General features: G+C 72.0%; 9 protein-coding genes. All 9 read right to left on the reverse strand.

Annotated elements, in window-relative coordinates:
• Window positions 1-102: 102 nt before the first annotated feature.
• Window positions 103-1824 (reverse strand): von Willebrand factor type A domain-containing protein, encoded by a 1722-nt coding sequence (locus ACFVTC_RS09285; RefSeq protein ID WP_390125662.1) that lies wholly within the window; start codon window positions 1822-1824, stop codon window positions 103-105.
• A gap of 162 nt (window positions 1825-1986) precedes the next feature.
• On the reverse strand, window positions 1987-2850 hold the full coding sequence (locus ACFVTC_RS09290) for an ABC transporter permease (protein ID WP_390125665.1): 864 nt from the start codon (window positions 2848-2850) through the stop codon (window positions 1987-1989).
• The gene (locus ACFVTC_RS09295; RefSeq protein WP_390125668.1) at window positions 2847-5501 is read right to left on the reverse strand and encodes an alpha/beta fold hydrolase; all 2655 of its coding nucleotides are present in this window, start codon (window positions 5499-5501) and stop codon (window positions 2847-2849) included. Before ACFVTC_RS09295 ends, ACFVTC_RS09290 begins: the two co-directional genes overlap by 4 nt.
• 276 nt (window positions 5502-5777) lie before the next feature.
• Window positions 5778-7187, reverse strand: coding sequence for an APC family permease (locus ACFVTC_RS09300; protein ID WP_390125670.1), 1410 nt, complete (start codon window positions 7185-7187; stop codon window positions 5778-5780).
• Window positions 7188-7610: 423 nt separating this feature from the next.
• Window positions 7611-9122 (reverse strand): CoA-acylating methylmalonate-semialdehyde dehydrogenase, encoded by a 1512-nt coding sequence (gene mmsA / locus ACFVTC_RS09305; protein ID WP_390125673.1) that lies wholly within the window; start codon window positions 9120-9122, stop codon window positions 7611-7613.
• 14 nt (window positions 9123-9136) lie between these two features.
• On the reverse strand, window positions 9137-11038 hold the full coding sequence (gene iolD, locus ACFVTC_RS09310; protein WP_390125676.1) for a 3D-(3,5/4)-trihydroxycyclohexane-1,2-dione acylhydrolase (decyclizing): 1902 nt from the start codon (window positions 11036-11038) through the stop codon (window positions 9137-9139).
• Window positions 11039-11046: 8 nt separating this feature from the next.
• Window positions 11047-11871: a 5-deoxy-glucuronate isomerase gene (iolB, locus tag ACFVTC_RS09315; protein WP_390125679.1), complete on the reverse strand. Its 825-nt coding sequence runs from the start codon at window positions 11869-11871 to the stop codon at window positions 11047-11049.
• Window positions 11872-11878: 7 nt separating this feature from the next.
• On the reverse strand, window positions 11879-12847 hold the full coding sequence (locus tag ACFVTC_RS09320) for a deoxyribose-phosphate aldolase (RefSeq protein WP_390125682.1): 969 nt from the start codon (window positions 12845-12847) through the stop codon (window positions 11879-11881).
• Complete coding sequence (iolC, locus tag ACFVTC_RS09325) at window positions 12844-13794, reverse strand: 5-dehydro-2-deoxygluconokinase (protein WP_390125685.1); 951 nt, start codon at window positions 13792-13794, stop codon at window positions 12844-12846. The genes ACFVTC_RS09320 and iolC overlap by 4 nt, the downstream gene beginning before the upstream one ends.
• Window positions 13795-13836 lie beyond the last annotated feature (42 nt).

The raw sequence follows: 13836 nt of genomic DNA on the forward strand, positions 1-13836 counted from the left end.
ACACGTGAGGCCGGGAGGCAGCGAGGCCGTGGAGCAGTGGAGCCGTGGAGCAGTGGAGCCGTGGAGCCCTGGAGCCGCGGACCGGGTCGCCGGTCCGCGACGTCAGCCCGCCAGTCGGCTCGCCCGCTCGACCGAGTCGGCGAGGTCGCGCACCGCCCCGTCCTCGGCGGCGGACGCCACCGTACGGGCCCGGCGCGCGAGTTCGGACAGCGGGAGCGCGCCCGGCAGCGCGCTCCCGTGGTCGCCGCCGGTGCGCAGGGCGTCGGCGAAGTACGCGGCCACCGCGTCGACCTGGAGGCGGGGTGCGGAGGTCCACAGGTCGTCGTCGAGGGATCCGGTCTCCAGCTGGCCGGACTCCTCGTGCGGGGCGCGGGTGCGGGGGTCGAGCCAGCGCACGCTCGCGGTGGCGAGGTGCCCGGAGGCGCCGGGCCGGGTGCGGACGGCGTAGAGCGCGGTGACCGTGTGGCCGGGCCCGATCTCGCCGCCGTCCACCCGGTCGTCCCGGAAGTCCTGGTCGGCCACCTGACGGTCGTCGTACCCGATGAGCCGGAACTGCCGTACGGTCCCCGGGTCGAAGGCGACCTGCGCCTTGGCGTCGCGGGCCGTGAGGTCGATGTTCTCGGGGAGTTGCTCGCAGAAGACCTTGCGGGCGTCGTCGTCGTTCGAGACGTACGTCGTGTGGCCGTCGCCCTTGTCGGCGAGGCGCTCCATGAGGGCGTCGCCGTACTCGCTGCCCACACCGACGCCGAAGAGGGTGATGCCGTGCTCGCGGCGGGCGCCGGAGATGCGTTCCAGGATGGTGTCCGCGTCGGTCTCCCCGGTGTTGGCGAGGGCGTCCGAGATCAGGACGACACGGTTGGTGGCGCCCTTGCGCAGGCCCTCGACGGCCGTGGCGTACCCGGTGCGCACCCCCGCGCCGAGGTTGGTCGACTCCGTCGGTTCGAGCCCGTCGACCGCGTCGTGGACGCGGCCGCGGTGGTGGCCGAGGCGGGTCATCGGCAGCACGGTCTCGGCCTCGTCGCTGAAGGTGACCAGGGCGACCGAGTCGTCGTCGCGCAGCCGGTCCGTCATCACGCCGAGGGAGTCCTTGGCGAGGTCGAGCCGGCCGGGTTCGCCCATGGAGCCGGAGACGTCGATGACGAAGGTGAGGGCGGCGGGCGGGCGTTCGCCGTCCCGGGCGGCCGTGCGGGTGGCGAGACCGACGCGGACCAGTGACCAGTCCTCGTCCCGGGTGCGGGCGCCGTCGACGGTGACGGAGAAGCCGTTGCCGTCGGGGCGCCGGTAGTCCTGGCGGAAGCTGTTGACGAACTCCTCCGGACGGACGGTGGCGGGGTCGGGCAGCCGCCCGTCGTCAAGGGCTCGGCGGGCGTAGCCGTAGGAGGCGGTGTCGACGTCGAGGGCGAAGGTGGAGAGGTGGTCGGGGGACGGCGCGACATCCCTCCGCGCGTCACCCGTCTGTTCGCCGTCCGGCCCGCCCTGGCCGGAGCCCGAGGTCCGGTCCGGGGCGGGCATCGGGCCCGCGTATCCGCCGGACCCGCGCGCCGCGCCGTCCGCGGAGCTGTGTCCGCCGTCGCTCCCGCTGCAGCCGGTGAGCAGCAGGCCACCCGCGAGGACGAGGGTGAGCAGGGTGCCGCGGGGTCGCCTCGGTCGCCCGGGGCGTTCCGACCGCTTGGGGTGTTCCTGCCGCCCGGGGTGTTCCTGCCGATCGAGGTGTTCCGGCCGATCGAGGTGTTCCGGCCACCCGGCGCGTCCGGGCCGCCCCGGGTGTTCGGGCCGTCCCGGACGTACCGTCTGCCACGGTCGCCGTATGTGGTCGTTCCCCATCCGTGCCCCCTCGGTGAGTCGCCCGCCGGCCCGTGTACTGGGCCGATGTCTGTGACTGTGACGTCCGAGGGGGCTACGGCGTGCGCCATGGAGCGTTGCGGATGGATCTCGAAGCGGCCACGAAGGGCGGCCGTCGAGACCGGTAGGTGACGCTCCGGAGATCTACGACACGATGTCCTTGCGCCGGAAACCCCGGAAGGCCAGGGCGAACAGGACAAGCGCGTACGTTACCGAAATCGCCGTGCCCTTGATCATGCCCGCCCACTCCAGTTGCGGCTGGACGGCGTCGGCCCACGCGAACTGCCAGTGCGCGGGGAGGAAGTCGCGCCAGTGGCCGAGGGCGGTGACGGCGTCCAGGACGTTGCCCACGATGGTCAGGCCGACCGCGCCGCCGACCGCGCCCAGCGGCGCGTCCGTCCGGGTCGACAGCCAGAACGCGAGCGCCGCCGTGACCAGTTGGGACACGAAGACGTACGCGATGACCACCAGGAGCCGCTGGGTCGCGGTGCCCGTGGACAGCGCGCCGCCGGTGGGGATCTCCAGCGGGCCCCAGCCGTAGGCCGCGGTGCCCACCGCCAGCGCGACGACCGGCAGCAGCACCATCGCGGCGAGGCTGAGGCCCAGCGCGACGGTGAGCTTGGACCACAGGAGCCGGGTCCGGGGCACCGGGGCCGCCAGCAGATAGCGCAGTGAGGACCAGCTCGCCTCGGAGGCGATGGTGTCCCCGCAGAACAGCGCGACCGGGATGACCAGAAGGAAGCCGGCGGACACGAACAGGTTCACCGCGGCGAAGTTCGCGCCCGACGCCGTCGCCGTGTCCATCAGCGTGACCTGCCCGTTGCGTGAGCCGGGCCCGCCGCCGATCGCGAACGCGACGACGAGCACGAAGGGCAGCAGCGCCAGGATCGCCCCCATGACGAGGGTGCGGCGGCGCTTGAGCTGCCGCAGCAGCTCGACCCGCAGGGGCAGCGTGTGCCGCGGGCGGTAGCCGTCCGCGGTCTCGGCCCGCTCGGTGAGCGTGCTCATGCGGCACCTCCGATCAGGGTGAGGAAGGCGTCTTCCAGGCGTCGGTGCGGGCCCACCGACGCGACCGGAACCTCGAGCCGTACGAGCTCCACGACCAGGCGTTCCGCGCTGCCGTCCGCGTCGAGGCGGATCAGCAGCCCGCCCTCGGCGACGACGGCCGAGGCGACGCCCGGCAGCGCGCCGACCTTCTCGACGACCGGGCCGTCCACGGGGGAACCGGTGCCGACGAGGAGGGTGTCGCCGGAGCCGACGATCTCGCTCACCGGACCCGCCTGCACCAGCCGCCCGCGGTCCATGACCACCAGGTGGGTGCAGGACTGCTCGACCTCGGCCAGCAGATGGCTGGAGACGATGACCGTGCGGCCCGCCGCGGCGTAGCGGATCATGACTTCGCGCATCTCCCGGATCTGGGGCGGGTCCAGGCCGTTGGTCGGTTCGTCCAGGATCAGGAGGTCCGGCATGCCGAGCATGGCCTGGGCGATGGCGAGGCGCTGGCGCATGCCCTGGGAGTACGTGCGGACCGCGCGGGCCAGCGCGTCGCCCAGGCCCGCGATCTCCAGTGCCTCCGCCAGGTGGGCGTCCTCGGGCGGACGGCCCGTCGCCCGCCAGTACAGCTCCAGGTTCTCGCGGCCCGAGAGGTGCGGCAGGAAGCCGGCGCCCTCGACGAAGGCGCCGACCCGGGAGAGGACCGGAGCGCCCGGCCGGATCGCGTGGCCGAAGACGCGGATCTCGCCGCCGTCGGGCTTGATCAGGCCCATGAGCATGCGCAGGGTCGTCGTCTTGCCCGCGCCGTTCGGCCCCAGGAGGCCCAGGACCTGGCCTCTTTCGACGCGGAACGACAGGTCGCGTACCGCGTACCGGTCCGCGGACTTCGCGTACCGCTTGCTCAGGCCGGTGATCTGGAGCGGGACTTCGGCGAGGGCGGGGTCCGGCACCCCGGGCGTCATGCGGCGGCGGCCGGTCAGCAGGAGCGCCAGGGCGACCAGCACTCCGGCCAGCGGCAGCCACCACACCCACGAGGGCAGGGGCGCCGCGGCGGTCCGCACACCGGGCGCCGTCGGGACCTTCAGGTCGCTCCTGAGGGAGACGGTGTACGTCGCCGGGGCGGCCGGTGAGGCGTAGCCGAGGTCGGTCGAGGCGAGGACCAGCCGCAGCCGGTGGCCCTTCTGGATCTCGTGGTCGATCGCGGGCAGGACGATCGTGACGTCCTTGCCCGTCCTGGCTCCCGTCACCCGCAGCGGGGCCACCAGCTGGGCCGGCAGCACCGGCTGGGCGCCGCCCGGCCCGACGTCGTACACCTTCCCGAAGAGGACGGCGTCGTCGGTGGTGGACGTGACGTGGATCTTCACGGTCGGCGATCCCGTGACGCGCAGGCCGGTGCGGACGGGCGCGGAGTCGAACCGCGCGTACTGGCCCGGGAAGTCGAGGGAGACGCCGACGCCGAGGGAGGAGAGCTGGGAGAGGCCACCGGCGCCGCCGAGGCCGGGGAGGGCGGAGATCGCGGGTGGACTCGCGCCGGCCGGGTTCTGGAAGCTCTGTTTCCTGCCGGTGCCGAGCCGGACCGTGTGCTCGGTGCTCTCCAGGCCGGGGTACGCGTCCGCGCTCGCGCCCTTGAGCTGCACCGCGCCGTCGGTGGAGTCGATGCCCCCGGTGCGGGTGACGCGGAACGCGGGGCCGGTGTCGGCCTTCTTGTCGTCCTTCAGATAGCGGTCGAACCAGGAACCGACGCGGGCCTCGACCCGGCCGGTCTCCAGGTCCCCGCCGTCGTGCCCGCCCGCGATCCAGTCGACGTCCACGGGCGCGCCGTTGGCGCGGATCGCCTTGGCCATGGCGTCGGCCTGGCCGAGCGGGAAGAGGGAGTCGGTCTGCCCTTGCGTGATCAGCGTGGGGACCTTGATGCGGTCGGCGACGGCGGACGGGGAGCGGGCCTCGAGCAGGGCACGGGCCGCGGCGTCCGGCTTCCCGGCCTCCGCGACCCGGTTGTACATGGCGCACAGCTGGGGCTCGAAGTGGGAGCAGCCGCCGCCGGAGTTGATGAAGACGCCGGCCCAGAGTTTCTTGAAGACGCCGTTCGGGAAGAGGGCGTCCGCCAGATTCCAGTACGTGATCGACGGGGCGATCGCGTCGACCCGCGGGTCGTGTCCGGCGGCCAGCAGCGAGACCGCCCCGCCGTACGAGGCACCGGTGACGCCCACGCGCGGGTCGCCGGCCTTGTCGAGCCGGACCTCCGGGCGGGCGGCGAGCCAGTCGATGAGCTTCGAGACGTCGGCGACCTCGCCCTCGGGGTCGTTCAGCCCGATCCTGCCGCTGGACCGGCCGAAGCCGCGCGCCGACCAGGTGAGCACCGCGTACCCGTCGCGGGCGAGCTTCTCGGCCTCCGGCCGGACGTCGTCCTTGCTGCCGCCGAAGCCGTGCCCGATCAGCACGGCGGGGCGGCGGCCGGAGCCCGCGGTGAAGTACGAGGTGTCGACGCGCACCCCGCCGCCCATGGCCATGACGCGGTCGGAGCGGTGGACGGCCGGCCCGTCGTCCGAGGCCACAGCCGTCCACGTACCGGCGCCGGCGAGCACGACGACGGCGGCCGCCGCGGTCGCCCACCGGCGCCGTGTCCGCGGTGCGGGCCCACGCAGTCGGGGCAGTCGAAGATCCATGTGTCAACGGTACGGGCCGCCGCCGACAACCGATGCCGCCGCCGGTCGGAACCCTCGCCCCTCCTGCGGGAGTAGACGTCGGCTCCGGCGTACCGCGCCCGTGGTACGAACGCCCCATGGAGGTTCGCCGCGCCACCTCCGTCGCAACTCGTGGCGGACGAGCACCTCTTCGACCACGCCGACACCGGGAACGACGTCGCCCTCGCCACCTACCGCGGTGCGGGTGGCGAGGACGACGGGACGTGCACGGTGGTGACGTGGGACTTCGGTCGAGGGTCAGGCCCGCATGTCCTCGGGGATCGACACCAGCCAGCGGGTCTCGCGGCGGGGTCGCAGGTAGAAGGCCCAGTAGAGGGTGGCGACGGCCGTGATGCCGCCGGTCCACACGAGGTAGACCGTCTCCTGTTGACTGAGGATGTAGGCGAGGACGGCGATCAGCAGGACCGGCACGGCGGGCCACAGCGGCATGCGCCAGGCGGGGGTGTGGGCGTGGCTGCCGCGCCGGGCGAGCAGCGCGGCGACCGCCACGAGCAGGTACATGGCCGTCACGGACACGCCCGTGACGCCGTACAGCGTGTCCAGGTTGACGAAGCAGAGGGCGGCGCCCGGGACGCCGACGAGGAGGGTGGCGACCCACGGGGAGCCGAAACGGCCGAGCCGGGAGAGGCCCTTGTTGACCGGTCCGGGCCATGCCTTGTCGCGGGCCGAGGCGAACAGCACCCGGGAGTTCTGGATGACCATGACGATGCCCGCGTTGATGATCGCGAGGGCGACGCAGAGGCTGACGAAGGTACCGACGGCGGAGTTGGACCAGGCGGTGACCATGGTGCTGATGTCACCGCCGGTGAGGGCCGAGAGGTCCGGGGCGCCCATGGTGATCGCGACGACCGGGACCAGGATGATCACGGACGAGATGGCGAGGGTGGCCAGGACCGTACGGGCCACGTTGCGGCGCGGGTTCTCCAGTTCCTCGGAGAGGTAGACCGCGGTCGAGAAGCCCTGGGTGATGAAGAGGGCGATGGCGAGTCCGGAGACCACCAGCATGGCCGTCACGGTGTCCGTGTGGCCGCCGGAGCCCGCGACCTGCATCGAGACCAGGCTGCCGGCGCCGCGCTCGCTGTGCGCGAAGCCCAGGACGGCCACCACGGCCGCCGCGATGACCTCCAGGACCAGGAAGACACCGGTGATCCAGGCGTTGGCCCGCAGGTCGAGCAGGCCCGCGAGGGTGGCCAGGAGCATCACGCCCGCGCCCGCCATCGACGGGTTGAGGTGCACGATCGGCGCCAGGTAGTCCGCGGTGCCCATCGCGATCACCGGGGGCACGATCATGACGACGAGCAGGGAGAGCACGAAGACCAGCCAGCCCGCGAGGCGGCCGGCCAGTGTGGAGACCATGGCGTACTCGCCGCCCGCGCTGGGGATGAGGGTGCCCAGCTCCGAGTAGCAGAACGCCACGGCGATACAGAGCAGTGAGCCGATCGCGATGGTGAGCGCGGTCGCGGTGCCGAGGGACGAGAACAGGTCGGGCACGACCACGAAGAGCGTGGAGGCGGGTGTCACGCAGGAGAGCGTGAGCAGGGTGCCTCCGACGATGCCGATGGAGCGCTTGAGCTTCTGGGGGCTGTCGGAGGCCGTGGAGGCGGTGTCCGGGGCAGCGGTCTCGACAGGGCGGAGCGTGTCGGTCATGGAGCGGTTCCGATCGACTCGTGCGTCAGGTGGTTCGGGCGGGAGCGCTATCGCCTCCGGCGGCTCGTGTCGTTCGTCTCGTCGTCCGCTCCCGCGTTGATGGAACCTTGACGGAAACCGTTGCGTCAATGGCCGTTTACCTTCGGAATTCGCAGTAGCGGAGTGGTGCACACCGCATCGTTTTCCCAGGTCTTGCCACTTTTCCGTGTCAATCATCAATACCCACTGGAGTGTGACCTTGCTTTCAAAGGACACACCACCAATCTGCCTGCGGTACCCGTTTCATCACCGCATGGCGAGAACCGCAGTCGAGGCATCGAAATTGACCAGGATTGGTCCGCACTCCGGAACCTCCGGGGCGGGCCGGACACGACGGTGCCCCGCCCCTCGTGCGAGGGGCGGGGCACCAGTGGCCGTACGGCCTCAGTGGTTGCGCGGGAAGCCCAGGTCGACGCCGGAGGGCGCCTCCGACGGGTCCGGCCAGCGGGTCGTGACGACCTTGCCGCGGGTGTAGAAGTGCGTGCCGTCGTTGCCGTAGATGTGGTGGTCCCCGAAGAGGGAGTCCTTCCAGCCGCCGAAGGAGTGGTAGCCGACGGGCACCGGGATCGGCACGTTCACGCCGACCATGCCCGCCTCGATCTCCAGCTGGAACCGGCGGGCCGCGCCGCCGTCCCGGGTGAAGATCGCGGTGCCGTTGCCGAACGGCGAGGCGTTGATGAGGGCGACGCCCTCCTCGTACGTCTCCACGCGCAGCACGCACAGCACCGGGCCGAAGATCTCGTCCCGGTACGCGTCCGCGGTCGTGGGCACCTTGTCGAGCAGCGAGAGGCCGATCCAGTGGCCGTCCTCGTGGCCCTCCACGGTGTAGCCGGTGCCGTCGAGGACGACCTCGGAGCCCTGCGCCGCCGCGCCGTGGACGTAGGACGCCACCTTGTCGCGGTGCGCCGCCGTGATCAGCGGGCCCATCTCGGAGGCCGGGTCGTTGCCCGGACCGATCTTGATCTTCTCGGCGCGCTCGCGGATCTTGGCGACCAGCTCGTCGCCGATCGCGCCCACCGCGACGACCGCGGAGATCGCCATGCAGCGCTCACCGGCCGAGCCGTACGCGGCCGAGACCGCGGCGTCGGCGGCCGCGTCCAGGTCGGCGTCCGGCAGGACCAGCATGTGGTTCTTGGCGCCGCCCAGGGCCTGGACACGCTTGTGGTGCGCGGCGGCGGTGGTGTGGATGTAGCGGGCGATCGGCGTCGAGCCCACGAAGGACACGGCGGCCACGTCCGGGTGCTCCAGGAGCCGGTCCACGGCCACCTTGTCACCGTGCACCACGTTGAAGACACCGTCGGGCAGGCCGGCCTCGGCCAGCAGCTCGGCGAGCTTCATGGCGGCCGACGGGTCCTTCTCGGACGGCTTCAGCACGAAGGTGTTGCCGCACGCGATGGCGATCGGGAACATCCACATCGGCACCATGGCCGGGAAGTTGAACGGCGTGATGCCCGCGACGACGCCCAGCGGCTGCCGGATCGAGGCCACGTCGACCCGGGAGGCGACCTCCGTCGACAGCTCGCCCTTCAGCTGCACGGTGATCCCGCACGCCAGGTCGACGATCTCCAGGCCGCGCGCGACCTCACCGAGCGCGTCCGAGTGCACCTTGCCGTGCTCGGCGGTGATCAGCTCGGCGATCGCGTCCCGGTTGGCGTCCAGCAGCGCCCGGAACTTGAAGAGGATCGTGGTCCGCTTCGCCAGCGAGGACTGGCCCCAGGTCGCGTAGGCGTCCTTCGCCGCGGCGACCGCGGCGTCCACCTCTTCCACGGTCGCGAAGGCGACCCGCGTGGTCACGGCGCCGGTCGCCGGATCGGTGACCGGCCCGTACGTACCCGACTCGCCCGCGGCGTTTGCGACGGGCTTGCCACCGATCCAGTGGTCGACGGTCTTCGTCATGGCCAAGAACTCCTTCACAGATGGCGGCGTCGGGCGGCGACGTGCCGGTCGTACTCCTCACGCGCCTTGACCGCCGACACTCGGGTCGCGGTCTCGGCCACGGGTACATCCCACCAGGCTTGGGCCGGGGGCGCGCCCGACACTGTGTCTGCCGTTCTGGTCTCCACGTAGACACAAGTGGGAGTGTCCGCGGCGCGCGCCTCGGCCAGCGCCGAACGCAGGTCACGGACGGTCTTCGCGCGCAGTACCCGCATGCCGAGGCTGGCCGCGTTGGCGGCGAGATCGACGGGCAGCGGGGCTCCCGTGTACGTACCGTCCTCGGAGCGGAAGCGGTACGCGGTGCCGTACCGCTCGCCGCCCACGGACTCGGAGAGGCCGCCGATCGACGCGTAGCCGTGGTTCTGCAGGATGAGGACCTTGATCGCGACGCCCTCCTGCACGGCGGTGACGATCTCGGTCGGCATCATCAGGTACGTGCCGTCGCCGACCAGCGCCCACACGGGGCGGTCGGGTGCCGCGAGCCGGACGCCGATCGCGGCCGGGATCTCGTAGCCCATGCACGAGTAGCCGTACTCGACGTGGTACTGGTCACGCGACCGCGCCCGCCACAGTTTGTGCAGGTCACCGGGGAGCGAACCGGCCGCGTTGATCAGGATGTCGTCGTCGGTGACCAGCTCGTCCAGGACACCGAGGACCTGTGGCTGCGTGGGCCGCAGGTCGATGTCCTCGGCCTCGAACGCCGCGTCTACGCGGTACTCCCAACGCTCCTTGTCGTCCTCGTACTCGGTGACGTACCCGGGCTCGGCACGGTGCTCGTGCAGCAGCAGCGCCTCGGTGAGCGCCTCGATCCCGGCCCGCGCGTCGGCGACCAGCGGTATCCCGGAGAGCTTGTGGCCGTCGTAGGGCGCGATGTTGACGTTCAGGAAGCGGACGCCCGGGGCGGTGAAAAGCGTGCCGGAGGCGGTGGTGAAGTCGGTGTAGCGGGTGCCGACGCCGATCACCAGGTCGGCCGTGCGGGCGAGCTCGTCGGCGGTCGCGGTGCCCGTGTGGCCGATGCCGCCCACGTCCTGCGGGTGGTCCCAGCGCAGCGAGCCCTTGCCCGCCTGGGTGGAGGCGACCGGGATCCTGGTGGACGCGGCGAGTTCCGCGAGCGCCTCCTCCGCACGGCTGTGGTGCACGCCGCCGCCCGCGACGATCAGCGGGCGCCGGGCACCGCGGACCGCCGAGACGGCGGCGGCGAGCTCGGCCGCGTCGGCCGCCGGGCGCCGCACCGTCCAGGTCCGCTCCGCGAAGAACTCCACCGGCCAGTCGTACGCCTCCGCCTGCACGTCCTGCGGGAGCGCGAGTGTGACGGCGCCGGTCTCGACCGGGTCGCTGAGCACGCGCATGGCCTGCAGGGCGGCCGGGATCAGCGCTTCGGGGCGGGTCACCCGGTCGAAGTACCTGGACACCGGGCGCAGGCAGTCGTTGACCGACACATCGCCCGCGTACGGGAGTTCGAGCTGCTGGAGCACCGGGTCCGCCGGGCGGGTCGCGAAGGTGTCACCCGGCAGGAGGAGCACCGGCAGATGGTTGATCGTCGCGAGCGCGGCGCCCGTGACGAGATTGGTCGCGCCGGGACCGATGGACGTGGTCACGGCGTGCGCCGACAGCCGGTTGCTCTGCCGCGCGTAGCCGACCGCCGCGTGGACCATGGACTGCTCGTTGCGGCCCTGGAGGTACGGCATCTCGTCCGGGTACTCGACGAGCGCCTGGCCGATCCCGGCGACGTTGCCGTGGCCGAAGATGCCCCAGGTGGCGCCGATCAGCCGCCGCCGCTCGCCGTCCCGCTCCGTGTACTGCGCGGCCAGGAACCGCACCAGCGCCTGTGCGACCGTCAGCCTGGTCGTCGTCGGCGCCTCTGACGTCTTCGTCATCGGATCCGTCATCGGTAGCCCTCTGTGCTTTCTACGTGTCCCGGGTGGAAGCAGATCCGCCATTCCCTCTCCTCGCCCGGTCCGGCCATCACGTTCAGGTAGTACATCGTGTGGCCGGGCTGGGCGATGGACGGACCGTGCCAGCCGTCGGGGACGAGCACGGCATCGCCGGTGCGGACCTCGGCGAGGACGTCGGTTCCGCCCTCACGCGAAGGGAATACGCGCTGATAGCCGAATCCGTTCGGGCCGTCAATCTCGAAGTAGTAGATCTCCTCGAGCTCGCTCTCCTCGCCCGGCCGGTGCTCGTCGTGCTTGTGCGGCGGATACGAGGACCAGTTGCCGCCGGGGGTGATGACCTCGACGGCGATGAGCTTGTCGCAGGCGAAGGCGTCGGCAGAGGCGAAGTTGCGCACCTGGCGGGCGCAGCCGCCGCTGCCGCGGTCTTCGACGGGAACCTCCGGCGCGGGGCCGTAGCGGGCGGGGAGTCGGCGCTCGCACTTCGCTCCTGCCAGGGCGAAGCGGCCTCCCGCGCCGGAGGCGATCTGTGCCCGGGTGTCTCGGGGCACGTACGCGAAGTCGGTTACCCCCGCGAACACGCTTTCCCGACCCAGGATTTGGAACTCTTCGTCCTCTGTGCGCACCGTACAGGCGCCGTTCAGCGGAAGCACGATCCACTCGCTGTCACCGGTGGTGAAGGTGTGCGTACCTCCCGGCTCCAGCTCCACCACGCGCAGGCTGCTGTGGCTCCAGCCGGCCCGCTCGGGGTCGATGTCGACGGCGTACGGACCCCCGGCGGTGGCGCCCTTGGGGACGTACAGGTCGTTGCTCGTCATCGGATCCTCACAACAGTCCTACGGCGGTGTCCACCGCGGCGGTCACATCGCCGTCGGCCGGGTACAGCAGCGAACGGCCCACGACCAGGCCCTGCACGGTGGGGAGCTGGAGCGCGCCGCGCCACTTCTCGTACGCGCCCTCCTGGTCCTCGCCGACGTCGCCGCCGAGCAGTACGGCGGGCAGGGTGGAGGTCTCCATGACCCGGGCCATGTCGTCCGGGTTCTCGGTGACGGGGACCTTCAGCCAGGTGTACGCCGAGCTGCCGCCCAGGCCACTGGCGATGGCGATGGACTTGATCACGGCGTCGGCACTCAGATCGTTGACCAGTTTCCCGTCCGCACGGCGACGGGAAAGGAACGGTTCCACGAAGACCGGGAGCTGACGCTCCGCCATCTCGTCTATCACGCGGGCGGTGGACTCCAGGGTGCGCAGCGAGCCCGGGTCGTCGTAGTCGATGCGCAGCAGGAGCTTGCCCGCGTCGAAGCCGAACCGCTCGATGTCCCGCGGGCGGTGGCCGGTGAAGCGGTCGTCCAGCTCGAAGGAGGCGCCCGCCAGACCGCCGCGGTTCATCGAACCGAGGACCACCTTGTGGTCCAGGGCCCCGAGCAGCAGCAGGTCGTCGAGGATGTCCGCGGTGGCGAGCACGCCGTCGACGCCGGGGCGGGAGAGGGCGAGGCAGAGCCGCTCCAGCAGGTCGGCGCGGCTCGCCATGGCGAACTTGCGGTCGCCGACGGCGAGCGCCCCGCGGGCCGGGTGGTCGGCGGCGACGATCATCAGCCGGCCGGTGTCGTCGAGGAGGGGCCGGCGCGGGCGGCGCGCGGCGGCCTCGGCGATGGCCTCCGGGTGGCGGGCCCGCAGCTGGACGAGCGCGCTCACGTCGATGTCCGGGGAACCGGCGCAGCGGCCGTCGTGGGCGCCCTGTCGGCCGTGTGCCGAGGGATCGCCGCCCTCGTGCCCCACGCGTCCCGCCCTCATCGGACCGCTCCCGCCGCGAGCGCGTCCTCGACCTCTTCGGGGGTCGGCATCGCGGAGGAGCACTCCAGCCGGGAGGCGACGATGGCGCCCGCGGCGTTCGCGTACCGCATGATCCGCTCCAGGTCCCAGCCGGACAGCAGGCCGTGGCAGAGGGAGCCGCCGAAGGCGTCACCGGCACCGAGTCCGTTGAGAACCGTCACCGGGAGGGGCGGGACCTCGGCGGACGTGCCGTCGCGGTGGACGGCCAGGACTCCCTTGGGTCCCTGCTTGACGACGGCGAGCTCGACACCGGCGTCGAGGAGCGCGCGGGCGGCCGCGTGCGGTTCGCGCTGGCCGGTGGCGATCTCGACCTCGTCGAGGTTGCCGACGGCCACGGTGGCGTGGCGCAGGGCCTCGGCGTAGAAGGGTCGCGCGGAGTCCGGGTCCTTCCAGAACATCGGACGCCAGTCGAGGTCGAAGACCGTCGTACCGGACCTGGCGCGGTGGGCGAGCGCGGCGAGCGTCGCCGTGCGGCTGGGCTCCTCGCTCAGGCCGGTGCCCGTCATCCAGAAGATGCGCGCCTCACGGACGGCGCCCAGGTCGAGGTCGTGCGCGTCGAGCTCAAGATCCGGGGCCTTGGGCTGCCGGTAGAAGTACAGGGGGAAGTCGTCCGGCGGGAAGACCTCGCAGAACGTGACCGGTGTCGGCAGCCCGGCGACCGGGGTGACCCAGCGGTCGTCGACGCCGAAGTCGCGCAGCGCCTCGTGAAGGTACGTACCGAACGGATCGTCGCCCGTGCGTGTGATCACCGCCGTGTCGCGCCCCAGCCGGGCCGCCGCCACCGCGACGTTCGTCGCCGAGCCGCCGAGGAACTTCCCGAAGGACGACACCCTCGCCAGCGGGACCCCCGTCTGCAACGGATACAGGTCCACACCGATCCGTCCCATGGTGATCAGGTCGTACGCCATCGAGTTCCCTTCGCTTCGGCCTCCCCAAGGTCTAGCCCTGGG

The organism is Streptomyces sp. NPDC057950, assembly GCF_042887295.1.
Lineage (GTDB): Bacteria > Actinomycetota > Actinomycetes > Streptomycetales > Streptomycetaceae > Streptomyces > Streptomyces kaempferi.